Source organism: Massilia frigida (assembly GCF_011682175.1).
Classification (GTDB): Bacteria; Pseudomonadota; Gammaproteobacteria; order Burkholderiales; family Burkholderiaceae_D; genus Telluria_A; species Telluria_A frigida.
Window position 1 is genome coordinate 1 of record NZ_WHJG01000016.1, and the last position, 19516, is coordinate 19516.

Annotated in this window: 7 protein-coding genes; all 7 read left to right on the forward strand. The window is 64.9% G+C overall.

The window, feature by feature from the left end; translation table 11 throughout:
- Positions 1-277 precede the first annotated feature (277 nt).
- Positions 278-2974, forward strand: coding sequence for a phosphocholine-specific phospholipase C (locus tag F2P44_RS16625; protein WP_167088168.1), 2697 nt, complete (start codon positions 278-280; stop codon positions 2972-2974).
- A gap of 26 nt (positions 2975-3000) precedes the next feature.
- Positions 3001-3654 carry a hypothetical protein gene (locus tag F2P44_RS16630; protein WP_167088169.1) on the forward strand — a complete coding sequence of 218 codons (654 nt, stop codon included), beginning with the start codon at positions 3001-3003 and terminating at the stop codon, positions 3652-3654.
- Between the two features lie 102 nt (positions 3655-3756).
- Positions 3757-4215, forward strand: a complete 459-nt coding sequence (locus F2P44_RS16635; RefSeq protein ID WP_167088170.1) for a GNAT family N-acetyltransferase — start codon at positions 3757-3759, stop codon at positions 4213-4215.
- A 103-nt stretch (positions 4216-4318) separates the two neighbouring features.
- The gene (mtoX, locus tag F2P44_RS16640) at positions 4319-5647 is read left to right on the forward strand and encodes a methanethiol oxidase (RefSeq protein WP_308610180.1); all 1329 of its coding nucleotides are present in this window, start codon (positions 4319-4321) and stop codon (positions 5645-5647) included.
- Between the two features lie 10 nt (positions 5648-5657).
- Positions 5658-6311: an SCO family protein gene (locus tag F2P44_RS16645; protein ID WP_370662709.1), complete on the forward strand. Its 654-nt coding sequence runs from the start codon at positions 5658-5660 to the stop codon at positions 6309-6311.
- 604 nt (positions 6312-6915) lie between these two features.
- The gene (locus F2P44_RS16650) at positions 6916-16146 is read left to right on the forward strand and encodes an SdrD B-like domain-containing protein (protein WP_167088172.1); all 9231 of its coding nucleotides are present in this window, start codon (positions 6916-6918) and stop codon (positions 16144-16146) included.
- Positions 16136-19513, forward strand: a complete 3378-nt coding sequence (locus F2P44_RS16655) for a porin family protein (protein ID WP_167088173.1) — start codon at positions 16136-16138, stop codon at positions 19511-19513. The genes F2P44_RS16650 and F2P44_RS16655 overlap by 11 nt, the downstream gene beginning before the upstream one ends.
- Positions 19514-19516 lie beyond the last annotated feature (3 nt).

Here is a 19516-nt window from a genome sequence, read left to right on the forward strand (position 1 = left end):
TAACTTCTGCACCATCCGCTCCTGCCTCGACACCCTACGCAAACAAGGGCACAGCATGCTGGAAGTGCTGCGCCGTGCATTTGCTGGCGATCCGATCAGGCCAACTGCGTAGCGGCTGAATAGTTACTTTAAGTGCTGCAAGCGGTGCCTCGAAGCGGAATCCATGTCGGAAAGTCCCACTTGGCGTGACGGTCACGCCATCGGCGCCGTGCTGACACGCTGCTGTCATATTTGGCAACTATGATCGACAACTTTCCAGCGCATCCACGGAGCACCGATGTCCACCAGCCGCCGTACCTTTCTCAGCCTGGCTTCAGCCGGCGCCGCCAGTTCCTTGTTCCCCGGCCTGATCCGCGAAGCGCTCGCCGTGCCGGCCAATAACGTGACCGGCACCATCGCCGACGTCGAGCACGTGGTCATCTTCATGCAGGAAAACCGCTCCTTCGACCACTATTTCGGCAGTTTTCCCGGGGTGCGCGGTTTCGACGATCCGCGCGCGATCACGCTCCCCGGCGGCAAGCCGGTCTGGTACCAGCCCGACGCCGCCGGCGGCCATGTGCTGCCGTTTCACTTCGACGCCAAAAACACCAGCGCGCTCTCGCTCGGCACCGACCACTCTTGGAAGGGCTCGCAGGCCAGCTGGCAGGGCTGGGATGCCTGGGTCAAGAAAAAGTCGCCCCAGAGCATGGGCTATTTCGACCGCGGCGACCTGCCGTTCTACTACGCGCTGGCGGATGCCTTCAGCATTTGCGACGCCTACCACTGTTCGATTTTCGGCCCCACCGATCCCAACCGCTTTTACTCGCTGTCGGGTACCAGCCGCGGGCGCATGGGGGCGCTGGGCGGGCTGTACAACGTGAGCGGCGCTGGCTATTACAATAACGATCCCGCGCGCGACAACCTGGCGCCCGCCGTCACCGCCAGCGCACCCACCTGGCGCACCTATGCCGAGGTGCTGGAAGCGAACGACGTCAGCTGGAAGGTCTACCAGGAGTGGGATAACTACGGCGACAATTACCTGGCGTATTTCCGGCAATTCCGCGTCAATCCGGACGGCAGCCGCCTTGCGCCCGACAGCCCGCTGGCGCGCAAGGGAAGGGCGCTGGCGCCCGGCTCGACCGAGGCCAATTCGCGCGGCACCAAAGGCGACTGGCTGGTCGCCGACTTCGCCAGCGACGTGCGCGACAAGCGCCTGCCCAAGGTGTCGTGGATCGTCGCGCCCAACGACTACACCGAGCACTCGCCCAACTCGCCCAATGCCGGCGAAAACCTGACGGCGCGCCTGCTGGCGGCACTGGTGGCCAATCCGGCGGTGTGGTCGAAGACGGTATTCCTGCTGACCTACGACGAGAACGATGGCTTCTTCGACCATGTGCCGCCGAATATTCCACCGCTCGATCCGTCCATGGGCCGCACCACGCTGGCCGAGATCGGGGCCGATGAAAACCTGGCCGGGGTGCCGGTCGGGCTGGGTCCGCGCGTGCCGATGCTGGTCATTTCGCCATGGAGCAAGGGCGGGCGGGTGTGCTCGCAAGTGTTCGATCACACCTCCAAGCTGCGCTTCCTGGAAGAATGGCTCACGCTCGGCCTGAAAAAGAACCGTGCCAGCGTCACGCTCGACAATATTTCGCCGTGGCGGCGCGTGGTGTGCGGCGACCTGACCTCGGCCTTCGATTTCAAGTCGCCCAACAGCGCCTGGCCGGCCAGCGTGCCGGCGTCGACCCGCTACGAGCTGGTGTCCGGCAAGCCCTATCCGGCGCCGCCGGCGCAGCAGAGTTTGCCGCTGCAGGAACCGTGCAAGACCGTCACGCGCACGCGCCATGCCTGTGCGCTGCCGTATGTGCTGAGCGCGCACGCGGCGGTCACACCCGGCAAGCAGCTGGAACTGTCGCTGCACAACAGCGGCAAGGCTGGCGCGGCCTTCATCGTGTATTCCAGCGTACGCAGCGACGGGCCGTGGTACTACACGGTCGAAGCGGGCAAGCGCATCGACAGGGAAGTGTGGAACTGGAGCGGCGGCCAATATCACCTGAGCGTGACTGGTCCCAATGGCTTTCTGCGCGAGCTGGCCGGCAATCTGGCGGCCAGCGCCGCGCGGCCGGAAGTGCAGCTCAACTACGACCTGGCTGGAGGCAACGTGGAGCTGCTGCTGTCGAACGCGGGCGGCACGGCGGCCTGCACCTTCACCGTAGTGGACAACGCTTACGGCGCCGGCGCGACCACCTGGACGGTGGCGGGCGGCCGCCAGCAACTGGTGCAGTGCCAGCTGGCGGGCAGCTTCGGCTGGTACGACTACAGCATCGGCTGCGATGCCGATCCGCGCTTCCTGCGCCGCGTGGCGGGCCATGTGGAGAGCGGGGCGCCGGGCCGCACCGATCCGGCCATTGGCGCCAACCGGCGCCGCGTGGTGCTGACGGCCAGCGCATCGGTAATCCAGCGCGGCGCAAGCCTGGGCGTGACCTACGCGGCGCCGGCGGGCAAGCGCGATCCGAAAAACTGGGTCGGCCTGTTTGCCGCCAACGTCACGCCGGGCAGCGCCGGCCAGGCCGCGCTGCAATGGGCCTACGTGCCGGCGGCGAACGGCACCCACACGTTCACGACGGCGGCGCTGGCGGTGGGCGACTACGCCGTCTGGTATTTCCACCAGGGCGGCTACACGGCCCTGGGCGAGGCGGTGACGGTGAGCGTGACGCAGTTTGCCACCAGCACGCCAGCGCTCACGCGCGGCGCGCCGCTCGTGTTCACCTTCGCGATTCCGGCCAGCCGCGTCAGCGCCAAGAACTGGATCGGCGTGTACCGCGCCGGCACCGCGCCGGGGGCGGGTAGCTCGGCCATCTGGCAGTACGCGGCGCAAGCCGGCGCCAGCGTCACGTTCGACAGTAGCAGCCTGGCGCCGGGCACCTACAGCGCCTGGCTGCTGCACAACGATGGCTATGGCGTGCTGGGCGGGCCGCTGGCCGTGAGCGTCGCATGATGTCTTCACTTCATCGGAAAACCAGTATGTTCAAGCACATCCATCGGTTCGTCATCGGCACCACCTTGCTGGCGCTGTGGACGGCCGGCGCCAGCGCGGGCGTGCTGCGCATCGGCCAGCGCAGCAGCCTGGAACAGGCGGGCCAGATTTTGCAGCGCAGCGACTTCGACGATTTCGGCGCGGGCTTTCACTTTCCCGGCAGCGCCTTCGCGCGCGGCGGCATCCAGTACACTTCCGCCGAAAACCTGGTGGTGGGCGCTGGCAGCGGCCTGTCCATCGGCCAACGGCGGGCGGTGATGTCGAACGAGTACTGGTCGCCGATCAGCGCCAGCATTGCCAGCGAGGTCCCCTATACCTTGTTCGGCTTCGATGCGGCGGTCACGCAGGGCACGGTCGACCTGATCGTGGCCACCAACCTGGGCAGTTATCGCTTCGATGGCATCGCCTTGCACGATGGCGCGCGCAGCCTGGACTTCCTCGGTTTCCAGGCCACCGGCGGCGAGTATTTCACCGGCTTTGAATTGCGCAGCATGGGCGAGGGTTACCTGGCCGGCATCACCAACGTCGCCCTGGGCAGGACGGGCACGGCGCTGCCGGAGCCGGGAGGCATGGCCTTGTTCCTGCTCGGCGGGGGCATGCTGGCGCTGGCGGGAATCGCCCGGCGCCGTGCCGCGCGCTGACAGCCTGGGCGTCAACAAAAACACGGCGCGCGCGTTGGTGGTTATGATGATGCTGGAGCCGCGCGCTCCGTGTCAGCAACAACCTCCAACAAGAAAATGCACATGAAAAAAATCACCACCCGCCTGGCGACGATGGATGACATCGACCAGCTCGCCGTCATGTTTGACGCTTACCGCGAATTCTACGAACTCGCGCCGGACCTGGCCTTGTCGCGCCAGTTCATCCTCGACCGCATGCTCGGCTGCGAATCGGTGCTGATCCTGGCCGTGGATGAAGAGGGCGTGGCCGCCGGTTTCTGCCAGCTCTATCCGACCTTTTGCTCGCTCGCCGCGGCGCCCATCTACGCGCTGTACGACCTGTACGTGCGGCCCGAGGCGCGCAAGCTCGGCGCCGGCCGCGCGCTGCTGCTGGCCGCCGAGGCGCATGCCATGCGCAACGGTGCCGTGCGGCTCGACCTGACCACCGCCAAGACCAACCTGGCGGCCCAAAGCCTGTACCAAGCCCTGGGCTGGCAACGCGACGATATTTTCTTCGCCTACAGTAAAACTCTGGCTGCGTAGCTTGATCTGGCGCAAGCCCAGGCGATATCTTTTTCACCCATTGCGGAGCAGGGTCAAACAGGCGTACATTAGCGTCTTCATAAGCTTGATCAGGAGATCAGCAATGGGTTCCAGTAAATTGATGCGCTTGAGTTTGCTTGTAGCTGTCGCCCTGGGCGTCACCGCCGTTCCGCTCGCCTCGCGGGCGGATGAAACCTGTAATTCCCCGTACATGTCGGGCCTGATCAAGGGGCAGGAAGATTTCCTGTACGTGTGGACCCTGGGCGTGAAGGGCGTGGGCGACGGCTTCGACAAACTGGTCACCATGGATGTCAATCCGGCCTCGAAAAAATTCGGCCAGGTGATCGGCCACGTTTCGGTCGGCAAGCGCGGCGAAGCCCATCACATGGGCTTTACCGATGACCGCCGCTTCCTGTGGGCGGGCGGTCTGGACGATAGCAAGATCTATGTGTTCGACGTGCACACCAACCCGGCCAAGCCGAAGCTGGTCAAGACGATCGACGACTTCGCCAAGCGCTCCGGCCTGGTCGGTCCGCACACCTTTTATGCGCTGCCGGGACGCATGCTGATCGGCGCGCTGTCGAACGACAAGGACCGCGGCGGCGTGACCGGCATGGCGGTCTACAACACCAAGGGCGACTTCATCGCCAGGCACGCGATGCCGACCACCGGCGGCGGCGACGGCTACGGCTACGATATCGCCATCAGCCCAAGCAAGAACGCGATGCTGACATCGAGCTTTACCGGCGCGGTGAACTACATGACCGATCTGGGCAAGCTGATCAAGGACCCGGCCGCCATGAAGCAGTTCGGCAACACCATGGTGATGTGGAACCTGAAATCGATGCAGCCGGAAAAAGTGCTCAACGTGCCCGGCGCGCCGCTGGAAATCCGCTGGTCCCTGAACGAGGGCGACGAGTGGGCCATCACGGCCACCGCGCTGACCTCGAAAATCTGGCTGGTCAAGAAGGATGCCAGCGGCGCCTGGCAAGCCAAGGACGTGGCCACCATCGGCGACCCGGCCAAGGTGCCGCTGCCGGTCGACTTGTCGATCACGGCCGACGGCAAGGGCTTGTGGGTGAATACCTTCATGGATGGCACCACGCGCTACTTTGACATCAGTAATCCGGAAGCGCCCAAGGAAACCTATTCCAAGCGCACCGGTTCGCAGGTGAACATGGTCTCGCAAAGCTGGGACGGCAAGCGCCTGTACGTGAGCAGTTCGCTGCTGGCCAACTGGGACAAGAAGGGCGCCGACGACGAGCAGTTCGTCAAGCTGTTCGCCTGGGATGGCAAGGAGCTCAAGGAAACCTTCAAGGTCGACTTTGCCAAGCTGAAACTGGGCCGCGCGCACCACATGAAGTTCGGCGCCGCAGGCGCCAAGCTCAGCGCTGATGCGGGGCAGGGCGCAGCGCGCATGGCGGGCCGCTGACTTGCGGCGTGTGCACGGGTGGGCGCTGGCGGCACTGAGCGCGCTGGCGCCGTACGCGCTGGCGGCGCCGGCGCGCCAGTTCGTGCTGCCGGCGCCGGGCGCCTACAAGCTCGAACGCATCCTCAAGGCGCCTGACGGCGTCGTCCTCGACAGCGACGGCAGCCGTCACCGGCTGGCGGAATACACCACCGGCAAAGTCACGCTGTTTTCCTTCATCTATACCTACTGCACCGACGCGCGCGGCTGTCCTCTGGCCTACGCGACCTTGCATACGCTCAAGAAAACCCTGGGCAAGGATGCGCGCACGCGCGACCGGGTGCGCTTTGTCAGCATGAGTTTCGATCCCACCTACGATACGCCGCCCGCCATGCGCAGCTACGGCGGCGCGGATGCGCGCGACCGCGCCAGCGTGGAGTGGCGCTTCCTCACCAGCCCCGCCAGCGCCGCACTGGCGCCGCTGCTGGACGGCTTCGGCCAGGATGTGTCGGTGGCCGCCGAACAGGCGCCGGGGCAGCGCCTGCCGACCCTGAGCCACCTGCTCAAGGTCTATCTGATCGACGCTTCCGGCAGCGTGCGCGAAATCTATTCCACCTCGTTTCTTCAGCCCGATGTGGTGCTGAACGACATCCGCACCTTGCTGCTGGAAAACGCCCCCAAGCGCTGAGCAATACTGCGTTTATAGCAATAAGATATTTATGTCAATTTCCAAAAAAGTATAAATTATGGCGAAACGCATGTTTTTCGTGATGGCTTAATATTGCTTTTAAGAAATTCCAACTTGGCAGCTTGTGTTGTCTCCGCTGTAAGGGCGCTCCGCACGGACCGTCCGTCATAGGGGAAACCTGGGTCAAGACGCGCGCCCGGCGCCAGCCGGGACGCCGTCTTGACGCTCCTATGACGCGCCCATTTTCATTAAAAAATTCCCTTTTGGAAACATCTAGAATGTTAATACTATGCGCACAGAGTTGTCGGTGTTGCATATTTGTATCATTTCCATTAAGAACTTTGTAAGTCGTTGCTTATCTGAATATAATGTCGACGCGCAAGAAAAGTGTTGTCGATGCATCCATGTCCGCAGTGTGCCTTTCCTCCGCGTCGTTCCCGTTTTAATTCCCAATCGCAAAGCGATGCCGTGTGCATGGCGGGCGATTTGTTGTCGTCCGCATTCTTAATTGATGAAGCCAATAATGTTCAAAAGCGCCTTACAAGTGGTGAAGTCCCGATCCTCGCGTGTGTTCGCATGCCTGCTCCGGGTATCAGCGATTGCCTTGCTGGGGCTGCCTTTGCAGGCAGCCGCGGTCGACCTCCTGATATCGCAACTGACCGACACGCCCGACCCGGCCGTGCGCGGCGGCACCATCCTGTATTCCGCTTCCGTCACCAACAACACCAGCGACGTCGCCAATAACGTCAAGGTGGTGTTCACGCTCGATCCGCAGACCAGCTTCGTGTCGGTGTCCGATCCGGCCTGCGTGCACGATGCGGGCACCAACAAGGTCACTTGCAGCTACGCCAAGGTGGCGGGCGATGGCGCCGGCGCCGGCACCGCCGACCTGCTCGACATCGACCTGACCGTGCGCACCCTGGCCACGGCCGGCCAGACGGTCAACCTGCTGGCGGCGGTCAGCACCACCGATGCCGACAGCAACGCCGGCAACAATTCGCTGTCGCAGCTGACCACGATCGACAACGGCGCCGACCTGTCGCTGGTGCTGAACGGCTCGCCCGCCAGCCTGATGGCCAGCGGCACGCTGGTGTACACGGCGAACCTGACCAATAACGGTCCCGATGCGGCCGGCGCCACCCGTGCCACCTTCACCCTGAGCCCGAACCTGAGCTACCTCTCGGCGGCCGGTTCCGGCTGGTCGTGCGGCGCGGCGGGGCAGGTGGTGACGTGTAACCGTCCGAGCGCGGCCAAGGGCGCCTTGCCGGACATTATCATCAACACCAAGGCCACCGGCACCATCACCGGCACCATCACCAGCACCGGCGTGGTGACCATCAGTGGCAGCGCGACCGACTTCAACAACGCCAACGATGCCTCGTCGGCGAATACCACCATTACCGTCGGCACCGACCTGGCCGTGACCAAGACCGTGTCCCAGGCCCTGGTCGGCAGTGGCCAGCCGGTCAGCTTCACCCTGGCGCCACGCAACCTGGGCCCGATGCCGGCCACCAACGTGGTGGTCAGCGACAGCGTGCCTGCCGGCTTCGCCATCATCAGCGCGAGCGGCACCGGCTGGACGTGCACCGTCAACGGCCAGAACGTCAGCTGCACGCGCGCCAGTTTCGCGGTCGGCACGCTGCAGGACATCGTCATCAGCGCCACCGCGCCTGTGGTTGCCGCCCAAACCGCTGCCACCAACAGCGCCAGCATCGGCAGCGATACGCCGGATGGCGACCTGACCAACAACAGCGGCTCGGTCAACATCAGCATCGTGCCGGACGGCGTCGATCTGTCGATTACCAAGGCCAAGACCCCGAATCCGGTGGCGCAGGGCGCCAATATGGTCAGCACCATGCGCGTGACCAATCACGGCCCGCGCGCGGCCGCCGTCGGCGAAGTCAAGATCGTCGAAACCTTGCCGCCCGGTGAAACCTTTGTCAGCGCCAGCGGCGCCAACTGGAGCTGCGCCGCGCAAGTCGGCCAGGATATTACCTGTACCTATAACGTGGCACTGGCGCTCAATGCCTCGACCTCGAACCTGGGCCTGACCACCACCGCCACCCTGTCCGGCACCCTGACCAATACCGCCTGCGCCGTGTTCACCGATAGCGGCGGCGTGCAAGCCGATCCGGTGCCTGCGAATAACTGCGCCAGCGCCACCTCGGTATCGACCCTGACCCCCAACTCGGCCGACTTGCAGCTGACCAAGAGCGCCGCTCCCGGCACCCTGGACTGGAATGCGCCGACCATCACCTACCTGTTGACCATCACCAATGCCGGTCCGGCCGAATCGACCAATGTGATCCTGTCGGACTTGATTCCTGGCCATATCGCCGGCAAGACCGTGGTGAATGCCTCGAAAACCGGCGGCACCAGCCCGGCGGGCTTCACCTGCACCACCGGCGCGATGGTCACCTGTTTCCTCAGCAGCGGCACCATGGCGCTCGGCAGCACGGTGGAAATCAGCGTGACGGTGACCCGTCCGCTGCTCGACAGCAGTGGCGAGCCCGGCAATAAATGGGTGAACTCGGCCAGCGTGCGCTCCAACGTACAAGGCGATCCGGTGCCGGCCAACAACGTCGCCACCGCCGACGTGATCGTCGACCCGGTCGCCGACCTGACCATCACCAATACCGTCACCCCAGGTTCGGTGCCTGCCGGTACCAACGCCACCTACGTGTTGACGATCAATAACAACGGTCCGTCCACGGCGAATGGCGTGACCGTGGTCGATGTATTCAATATTCCGGAAGGCTCGATGACCTTCATCTCGGCCGTCGCCAGCAATGGCGGCAGCTGCGCCTATGACGCCGCGGCCAAGACCCTGAACTGCACCATGGGCAACATGGCGTCGGGCGCGACCCGCACCGTGACCATCACCGTGCGTCCCGACTATATGGACAACGCGCCGAATCCGCGCAATATCGGCAGCACCGCCACGGTGGCCACCAGCAGCAACGAAAGCGACTACGCCAACAACAGCGGCACCAATGCGCTGGCGGTCACCGCGGCCACGCTCGACCTGCTGGTCAACAACACCGACAACGTCGATCCGATGGGCTTCGTGCCGGCTGCCGCCGGTCCGGTGTTCCCGGACAATGTGGTCACCTACCGCAACACCATCACCAACCGGGGTCCGTCGGTGGCGACCCACCTGGTCCTGACCTATGTGATGAAGCCGCCTGTCGGCAAGAGCATGACTTTCCTGGGCGGCAAATTGCTGCCGGACGGCCAGGTGTATACCAATTACTGCACCCAGGTCGGCAATGCGGTCACGGGTCCGGCGCAGATGAGCATCACCTGCAATTTCCCGACCAGCGACATCTTGATGGGCAACAACGCCAACACCGACTTGTATCTCGACTTCCACGTGGACACCCAGCCGACCGGTTCGGGCGACACCTACCAGTCGACCGTCAGCGTGTCGTCGCGCGAGCCGGAACAACTGATGCCGAACAACTCGGCCGACCAGAGCACCACCATCAAGATGCGCGTCGACCTCAAGCTGACGAAAGCCGCGTTCGCCTATAACGGCAGCACCAATGCGCTGGCCACCGCGGTGCAGCTGCGCGAACCGTTCTTCTGGGTCCTGACCCTGAACAACGCCGGTCCCGGCAACAGCAGCGGCACCGTCGTCAGCGACAGCCTGCCAGCCGGCCTGACGCTGTACACCGGCGGCGCGGCCGCGCCCTACAACGCGGCGCCATACACCGCCGGCCTGACCTGGAGCACCAACAACGGTGCCCCGACCAGCGGCACCTGCAGCGCGGGCGCCACGATCAGCTGTAACGTCGGCCTGCTGGAAAGCGGCAAGGCGGCCACCGTGCGCATTCCCGTGATCGCCACCGCCGTCAATGCGGCGTTGGAAAACTGCGGCAACGCCACCACCAACGATGTCGAGCGCAGCGCGGTCGATAACCGTGGCTGTGCCACCGTTGCGGTGCAGCGCTCCTCGATCGCCGGCTTCGTGTATGAAGACGGCAACAACGACGCGGCCAAGGGCGCGGGCGAAAACGGCATTACCGGCGTCACCCTGCGTCTGGATGGTGTCGATATCTACGGCAATACCGTCACCAATGTCACCACCACCACCACGGCTGGCGGCGCCTATCTGTTCGACAACCGCTCGCCAGGCACCTATAAAGTGACCGAAGTGCAGCCCGCCACCTACCTCGATGGCAAGGAAGCTGCTGGCAGCGTGGCCGGCACCGCCAGCGACGCCAGCGGCGACGAGATCAGCAACATCGTCCTGCCGGCTTCCACCAACGCCACCGGCTACCTGTTCGGCGAACTCAAGCCGGCGACCCTGTCGGGCTTCGTTTTCGTCGACCTCGACACCGACGCCGTGCGCGACGTGACGAACGTACCGGCCACCGACGAAAGCGCGGGCGTGACCAGCGTGACCATGACCCTGACCGGCACCGATGATCTCGGTCCGGTGAACGCCACCGTGCCGACCGGCGCCAACGGTGCGTACAGCTTTGCCAACCTGCGCCCTGGTACCTACCAGGTGGTGCAGGCGACCCTGCCGGGCGTGACCCACACCGGCATGACAATCGGCAGCAAGGGCGGCAATGACGGCGCGACCGCGCTGGCCGCCAACACCCCGGTCATCGGCGCCACCAAGCGCACCATCGGCAATGTGCCGCTGGTGGCGGGCGACGCCGCCGTCAACTACAACTTCGGCGAAAGCGGGCAGGGCCTGGGCGGCATCGTCTATGCCGACCTGAACAACAACGGCATCAAGGATGCGGGCGAACCGGGCATTGCCGGCGTCTCGGTCACCCTGTCGGGCAATACCTCGACCGGCACCAGCGTGTGCGTGGCGATTTCGCCAAATCCGTGTACCATCGTCACCGACAGCAGCGGCGGCTACGGCTTTGCCGGCCTGCCAGCCAGCGATGCCACCGGCTACGTGCTCACCGAGCAGAGCCAGGCCAGCGCGCCGCTGTCGAGCTACGCCGACGGCATCGACACGGTCGGTACCGTCAATGGCGTGGTACGCGGCAGCAAGACCAATGACAGATTCAGCGGCATCGTGATCGGCACCGGCCAGTTCGGCAGCAATTACAACTTCGGCGAATCGTCCGCCAGCCTGGCGGGCAAGGTCTACCTCGACGCCGACCGCAGCAATACCCTGAACGGCGCCGACACCCTGCTGCCGGGCGTGACCGTGACCCTGTCGGGCACCACCGCGACCGGCGCCAATCTGTGCACCATCGTGAGCAACTGCGTGGGCACGACTGACGCCAACGGCAACTACTTGTTTACCGGCCTGCCGGCGAGTAATGGTGCCGGCTATACCGTCACCGAAACCCAGCCGGTCGACTTCATCGATGCCACCAACACCCTCGGCACCGGCGCCACCGTGCCCGGCAACCTTGGCTTGGCACCCGGCAACAGCGCCTTCACCGGCGTCGTGCTCACCGGCGGCCAGAAGGGCATCGATTACCTGTTCGGCGAAGCCACCGGCAAGCTGAGCGGCTTTGTGTATGCCGACAAGAACAACAATGGCACGATGGATGCGGACGAAAGCGGCATTGCCGGCGTGACCCTGAACCTGAGCGGCACGGCGGCCAGCGGCGGCAATGCCTGCGGCACGCCGACCTGCGTGGCCACCACCGGCCCGGACGGCGCGTACACCTTCAGCTTCCTGCGTAACGCCAACGGCGCCGGCTACACCGTCACCGAAACCCAGCCGGCCGCTTACCTCGACGGCATCACCCGCAAGGGCAATGTCGGCGGCGCCGCCTGCGCGGGCTGCGTCGATAACGTTGCCAACGTGATCGGCACGATTGCGTATGCCGTTGCGACCACGCACACCGACTTCAACTTCGGCGAACTGGTGCCGGCCAGCATCAGCGGTACCGTGTATGCGGACAGCAACCAGGATGCCAGCGTCACCACTGGCGAGCAGATCGCCGGCGTGACCGTCACCCTGAGCGGCACCGACGACCGCGGCGCGGCCGTCAGCCTGAGCACGACCACTGCGGCCGATGGCACCTACCGCTTCGACAAGCTGCGTCCGAGCAGCGGCGCCGCTTACACCGTGACCGAAACCCATCCGGCCGGCTACAACGACTTCCCGGGGAACACCGGCAGCCAGCCGGGCACCATCGGCGGCATCACGACCGGCGTGGCGGTACCGAACAGCATCGGCGGCCTGCCGCTGGCGCAGGGCGACAATGGCGTGAACTATAACTTCCGCGAAATCGGTGCCAGCATCGCCGGCGCCGTGTATTTCGACGCCAACGACAACGGCGTGCGCGACACCGGCGATACGCCGCTGGCGGGCGTCGTCGTGCGCCTGACCGGCCCCGTGCCGCGCACCACCGTCACCGGCGCCGATGGCAGCTTCCTGTTCACCGGCCTGATGGCTGGCACCTACACCGTGCTTGAAACCCAGCCGGGTGGCGTGTCCGACGGCATCGATGCCGCCGGTTCGGTTGGCGGTACCATCAATGCCCCGAAAAACAGCATCACCGGTATCAATCTGACGCCGGGCACGGCCGCCGTGAACTATCTGTTCGGCGAGCGCGGCGCACCGAACACCGGTTCGCTGGCCGGTACCGTGTATGTCGACACCAACAAGGATGGCAAGCGCGACAGCAACGAGCAATTGCTCAACGGCGTCACCCTGACCCTCAAAGGCAGCGACGGCACGCTACGTACCGTCCAGACCGATACCAATGGTAATTACCTGTTCCCGGTGCTTGCGCCAGGCACATACACCCTGGTTGAAACCCAGCCAGCCGGCCTGTCCGATTTCGAGGCTGCCACCGGCACCAAGATCGGTACCCTGGGCGGCGGCACTGCCGGGCTGAACACGGTCGCCACCATCGTCATTCCGCCAGCAGGCGGCGCGGCGACCGGCTACGACTTCCGTGAAATCAATCCGGTGAGCACCGGCCTGGCCAAACTCGGCGGTACTGTGTACGTCGATGGCAACAAGAACGCCAAGCGCGAGCCTGGCGAAGCCTTGCCCGGCGTGACCGTCACCCTGACCGGTGTCGATGCGAATGGGGTCGCCATTCCGGCGCGCACCACCGTCACCGGCGCCGACGGCAGCTATCTGTTCACCGACCTGGTTCCGGGCACCTACACGGTGGTCGAAACCCAGCCGGTCGCCTATGGCGACTTCCCGACCAACACCGGCAGCGCCCTCGGCACCGTCGGCGGCACGCTCGACAAGGGCCCGAACAAAACCACCGCCATCGTGCTGGTGGCCGGCACCGATGCGCGCGACTACGATTTCCGCGAAGCGGGCAGCAGCCTGGCGGGCGTGGTGTACCGCGACGATAACCACAACGGCGTACAGGACGCCGGCGAGCCAGGTATTGCCGGCGTGCCGCTCAGCGCCATCGGCGGCAAGGGCGAAGCAGGCCGTGCCACCACCGATGCGGATGGCCGCTTCCTGATCGTCGGCTTGCCGGCCGACACCTACAGCCTGGTGGAAACCCATCCGGCCGGCTACACCGATGGCAAGGAAACCCCGGGCAAGATCGCCGGCGTGGTCGTCGGGTCGGTCGACAACAGCGCCTTCGACAACACGGCGCCGAAGAACACCATCTCGGCCATCAAGCTGGGCGTGGCCCAGGATGGCACCGATTACCTGTTCGGCGAACGCCGCGCGCGTCTGGAAGGCTATGTATATGTTGACGCCAACCACAACGGCCAGATGGACGCGGGCGAAACCCCGTTGCCGGGCGTGCACGTGAGCATGACGGGCATCGACGCCTGCACCATGGGCTGCGTGGCCGTCACTGGCGCCGATGGCAAGTATGTGTTCGAGAACCTGGTTCCCGGCCGCTACACCCTGCTTGAATCGCAGACCGACCTGCCAACCTCGAAGTACATGGATGGCAAGGAAACCGCTGGTGTCGCAGGCGGCAAGGTCGACAACAGCAGCTTCGGCACCGCGCCGTCGCAAAACACGATCGCCCAGTTCGACGTGACGAACGACATCATCGCGGCCAATGGCGGCGTGGTGGGCGGCTACCTGTTCGGCGAACGCCTGCGTCCGGGTCCGGCAACCCGCGCCCCGATCATCAGCGGTTACGTCTGGATGGACCGCGGCCACACCCGCAACCGTCCCGAGAACCATGAAGGCGTGAAGGATTGGACCGTGGTCCTGACCCAGAACGGCAAACCGGTTTGCACCGTCAAGAGCGATGCCAAGGGCTACTACCAGTTCGACAGCCTGCGTTGCCCTGGCTACGAAGGCACGGGCTTGCCGACCGGTCCCGGTTTCGAGATCGTGTTCACCAAGGATGGCAACGGCATGCCGATCGTCCCGACCTCGGCCGGCAATGCGGGCACGCCGGTGGTAGGCAAGATCACGGGCATTACCTTGACCGACAACAGCGACATTACCGAGCAGAACTTGCCGCTGACCCCGTCTGGCGTCGTGTACGACAGCGCGACCCGTCAACCGGTGCGTGGCGCGGTCGTGAGCGTGACTGGCCCGGCTGGTTTCAACCCGGCGCGTCACTTGCTGGGCGGCGTGGAAGCGCTCAACCAGACCACCGGCAGCGATGGTGTGTATCAGTTTGGTTTACTGAACGATTTCCCGGCCGGTGTCTACAAGCTGGCGATCACCAGCTATCCGGTCGGTTATGTACCGGCTGAATCGGCGAAGATCCCGGCTTGCCAGGGTGCCGCCAGCGTGATGGCCAGCACCAATGCGGCGCTGATCCAGAAATCCGACGGCGCTCCGGCGCCCGGCGTGAACCTGCACAAGCCGAACGCTTGCGTCGGTGCGGTGCCGGGCGGTGCGGACACCACCCAGTATTACTACACGTTCACCGTGGGCACGAATGGCGCCCCGGTCGTGAACAACCACCTGCCGATCGACAAGATCGAAGCGGCTGGCCTGGCGCTGACCAAAACCGGCGACAAGCAGCAGCTCGAATTTGGCGAAAGCCTGCTGTACACCGTGACCGTGCGCCAGACCAGCGGCAGCGCGGTAGCCCAGGCAACGGTGCGCGACAGCCTGCCGGCCGGCTTCTCGCTGGTGCCTGGCACCGTGAAAGTCGATGGCAAGCCGGTCGCCGATCCGGTGCCAGCGCTTGGCCCGGTCCTGGCCTTCAACCTGGGTCCGCTGGCAAGCAACAAGCAAGCCGTGCTGACCTACCGCCTGCGTGCCGGCGTCGGCAGCCTGCAAGGCGATGGCATCAACCGTGCGATTGCCTACGCCTGTAACGTGGCCGGCGGTTGCGTCACATCGGGTGCTTACCAGCCGCTACCGGGTGCGTACCCGTCCAACAAGGCCGAGTACAAGGTGCGCCTGAGCGGTGGCGTGTTCACCGAGCAAGCCTGCGTGGCCGGCAAGGTCTTCGTCGACTGCAACGGTAATTCGGTGCAGGACAGCGAAGAGCTGGGCGTGCCGGGTGTGCGTCTGTACCTGGAAGACGGGACCTCGTTCACCACCGACGTGGAAGGCAAGTACAGCTTCTGCGGCCTCTCCCCGAAATCGCACGTGCTCAAGGCCGACAGTTTGACCTTGCCACGCGGCAGCCGCTTGACCACGACCAGCAACCGCAACCTGGGCGATGCCAATAGCATCTGGCTGGACACCAAGAATGGCGAACTGCTGCGCGCTGACTTTGCCGAGGGTTCGTGCTCGGCGCCGGTCATCGAGCAGGTGAAAGCCCGCCGCAGCCAGGGTGGGGGACGCGCGCCGGAAACCGAAGCGCCACGCCTGCCTGGCCTGAAGTTCGACAGCAAAGCACCTGCCGCGCCGCGGCAGGCGACCGACAGCGCCAACCAGGAACTGGTCAAGCCACGCCAGGGAGCAATCCCTGCCGGCGCGGGAGAAGCCCGTGCGCAATAAGCAACCATCCCGCCTGGCCCAGATGAACACCATGACGAACAAAAAACTTCTTCTTATTCAACGCCGCGGCACCGGTCGCCTGCTGGCGGGTGCGCTGGCGGTGGCCTGCGCTTTCCCGAATGCCGGCGCGCAAGCGCTGCCATCGGCCCCGGCCGATGCCGGCCTGCGTGCCCAGATGGCGGCGCCGCAACTGTGGAGCGGGCGTCCCGTAGGGCGTCTCGATGCTAGCGCAAAGGTCGCGCGCATCCTGGTCGAAACCGACCGCGACGGCGTGCCGGCCGACGGCCAGTCGCCGGTGCGCGTGAGCGTGCAGGTGCTGGGCGACGATGGCCAGCCGCTGGCCGATGACGTGCTGCTGACCTTGGAAGCGTCGGCCGGGCGCATCCTGCTCGACGGCAGCGCCACCGATGCACTCGGCCCGCAAAGCGGCGACGCCGACAAGGTCACGCCCGGCGTGCAGCTGCGCGTAAAAAACGGCAAGGCGCAGTTCCGCCTGCTGGCCCCGGCCGCCGCGCAGGAAGTCTTGCTGCGCGTTGACGGTGGCAAGATCAGCACCCAGGGTGTGATTACCTTCGTTCCGGAACTGCGCCAGATGCTGGCCGTGGGCTTGATCGAAGGCGTCATCAGCAAGCGCCGCCTGAACGCCGGCGACCTGGCGCCAGCGCGCTTTAACGATGGCTTTGAACAAGACATCACGCGCTGGAGCCGCCAGTTCAACAGCGGCAAGGCCAACGCCAGCGCCCGGACCGCGTTCTTCGTCAAAGGCACCATCCTCGGCAGCAAGCTGTTGACGGCCGCCTACGATTCGGACCAGCAGACCAAGGAAAAGCTGCAGCGCGACATCAATCCGAACGAGTTCTACCCGGTCTACGGCGACAGTGCCACTACCGCGTTCGACGCCCGCTCGGCCGGCCGCCTGTACGTGCGCGTCGACGACAAGAAAAGCTATGTGCTGTACGGCGATTTTTCGACCAGCGAAGGCAGCATGTCGTCGGTTCCCGGCCCGAACACGGGCATGGAAGCGCGCAAGCTCGGCCAGTACCAGCGCACCGCCACCGGCCTGCGCGGCAACTGGGACCTGAAACGCGGCAACCTGGGCGGCTTTGCCTTCCACGACAATGCCAAGCAGGTCATCGAAGAATACCGAGCCAACGGTAGCTCGGGACCGTTCGCCGTGCGCAACAATGGCGCGCTGACCAATTCCGAGCGCGTCGAACTGATCGTGCGCGACAAGAACCAGACCGACCTGGTCAAGCAGGTCACGCCAATGCGCCGCCTGGACGACTACAGCTTCGAGCCGTTTTCTGGCCGCATCCTGTTCAAGCAGGCCGTGCCATCGCTCACCCCCGAAGGCGACCCGCAATCGATCCGCGTGACCTACGAAGTGGAGCAGGGCGGCGACGAGTTCTGGGTGATGGGCGTCCATGGCGAATACCGCCTGAGCGACAGCATCAGCGTCGGCATGGCTGCGGTGGACGACAAGAATCCGCAATCGCCTTACCGCTTGCACAGCGTCAACGCGAGCGTGCAACTGGCGCCAAAAACCAGCATCGTGGCCGAATTCGCCCAGAGCGAATCGACCAGCTACACGGCCAACGGGCAAGTGTTCACTACCCCGAGCGGGCAGGCGGGCGAGCTGTCGAGTTCGGCGTCGGGCCAGGCTGCGCGCGTGGCGCTGTCGCACAAGAGCGACGCCTTCGACATGCGTGCCTACTGGCAGCGTGCCGACGATGAATTCAACAATACCGCGGCTGGCATCAGCCCCGGCCACAGCGATGCCGGCGTGAATGTCAGCGCCAAATTCACGTCCACCACCACGGTGTACGGCAGCGCGCTGCAAAGCAAGGATCAGCAGGTTGTGGCCCAGCGCGATGCCGTGCGTGTCGGCATGCTGTGGAAGGCCGACCCGCGCCTGACCCTGGACTTCTCCCTGCAACACATGAAGGAAGAGGGCGAGCTGCGCAACCAGGTCGGCATGGCCAGCAACACCGGCGTGGTGTCGAACGCCAACGGCTTGAACCCGAGCGGCGGCTTCTTCGGCTTCGGCAACACCAACAGCGCGATCAGCCCGGTCAACGGCAGCACCATTACCGCCTTCGCACCGGTTGGCGCGACCACCACGCCGGGTACGCGCGGCACCTTGGATGCCAATACGGTGGCGATCGGCGCGCAGTACAAGGCGACCGATTCGCTGACTCTGACCGGCGTGATCGAGCATGGCGTATCAAGCAGCGACCAGAAGCGTTACGAGCTGGGCGCGCAGTATCAATTGTCCGAGCGCAGCCGTGCGTATGCGCGCTACGAGAACCAGACCGGTCTCGCATCGCGCTACGCCTTGAATCCCGCCGAGAAGAGCAATGCCTTCGTGGCCGGTGTCGAATCGACCTACCTGCCGGGCGCCAGCATCTTCTCCGAATACCGCCTGCGCGACTCCATCGACACCCAACTGGCCGACGGGCGCGACCTGCAACTGGCCAGCGGCGCGCGCAACACCTGGAACCTGTCCGAAGGCCTGGCCGTGAGCACCAACGCGGAATACCTGCACGTGTTCGACGGCCGCCAGCAAAAGGGCGTGGCCCTGGCGACGGCGCTCGACTACACCGCCAATCCGTTGTGGAAAGCGTCGGTCAAGCTCGAATGGCGCCGCCTGTTCGACAGCCCGGGCGACATCGGCAACCAGTCGCAGGACCAGTGGCTCAACACGCTCTCCTTCGTGCGCAAGCTCGACCGCGACTGGACCGTCCTGGCCCGCAACTACGCCCTGCTGGCGCGCAACAACGACGACCTGAGCGGCAAGCCGCTGGCCAACAGCCTGCAGGAACGCGCGCAGCTCGGTTTCGCCTGGCGTCCGGTCGACCGCAACCAGTTCAATGGTTTGGCGCGCTACGAGTACAAGAACGTGCGCGACGGTGCCCGTGCCGATGGCGACAACTATGCCGCGCACATCGTCTCGACCCACCTCGACTACCATCCGAGCCGTCCGTGGTGGAGCACCGGACGCCTGGCCGCCAAGACCAGCCGCGAACGCAACCTGCCGCAGGGCCAGCAGACCTACAGCGCCTGGATGGCATCGGGCCGCGTGGTGTACGACATCACCGAAAACTGGGATATCGGCGTGCTCGCCGCCTATCTGCACAGTCCGCAGAACAAGGGCAGCAGCCAGTATGCGCGCGGGGTCGAAGTCGGCTATCTGGTCAAGGAAAACCTGTGGCTGTCGGCCGGCTACAACGTGAGCGGTTTCCGCGAACGCGATCTGAGTGCTGCGGACTACACCTCCAAGGGATGGTTCGTGCGCCTGCGCTTCAAGTTTGACGAAAATGTATTCAAAGGCAAGGACCCGGACGCGAATCGCGCGCTGGCCCGCTAATTT

Bases quoted from the DNA above. Each gene is read 5' to 3' on its own strand.
- F2P44_RS16625 (WP_167088168.1), top strand. From the start codon at position 278: ATGTCCACCAGCCGCCGTACCTTTCTCAGCCTGGCTTCAGCCGGCGCC.
- F2P44_RS16635 (WP_167088170.1), top strand. From the start codon at position 3,757: ATGAAAAAAATCACCACCCGCCTGGCGACGATGGATGACATCGACCAG.
- F2P44_RS16630 (WP_167088169.1), top strand. From the start codon at position 3,001: ATGTTCAAGCACATCCATCGGTTCGTCATCGGCACCACCTTGCTGGCG.
- mtoX (WP_308610180.1), top strand. From the start codon at position 4,319: ATGGGTTCCAGTAAATTGATGCGCTTGAGTTTGCTTGTAGCTGTCGCC.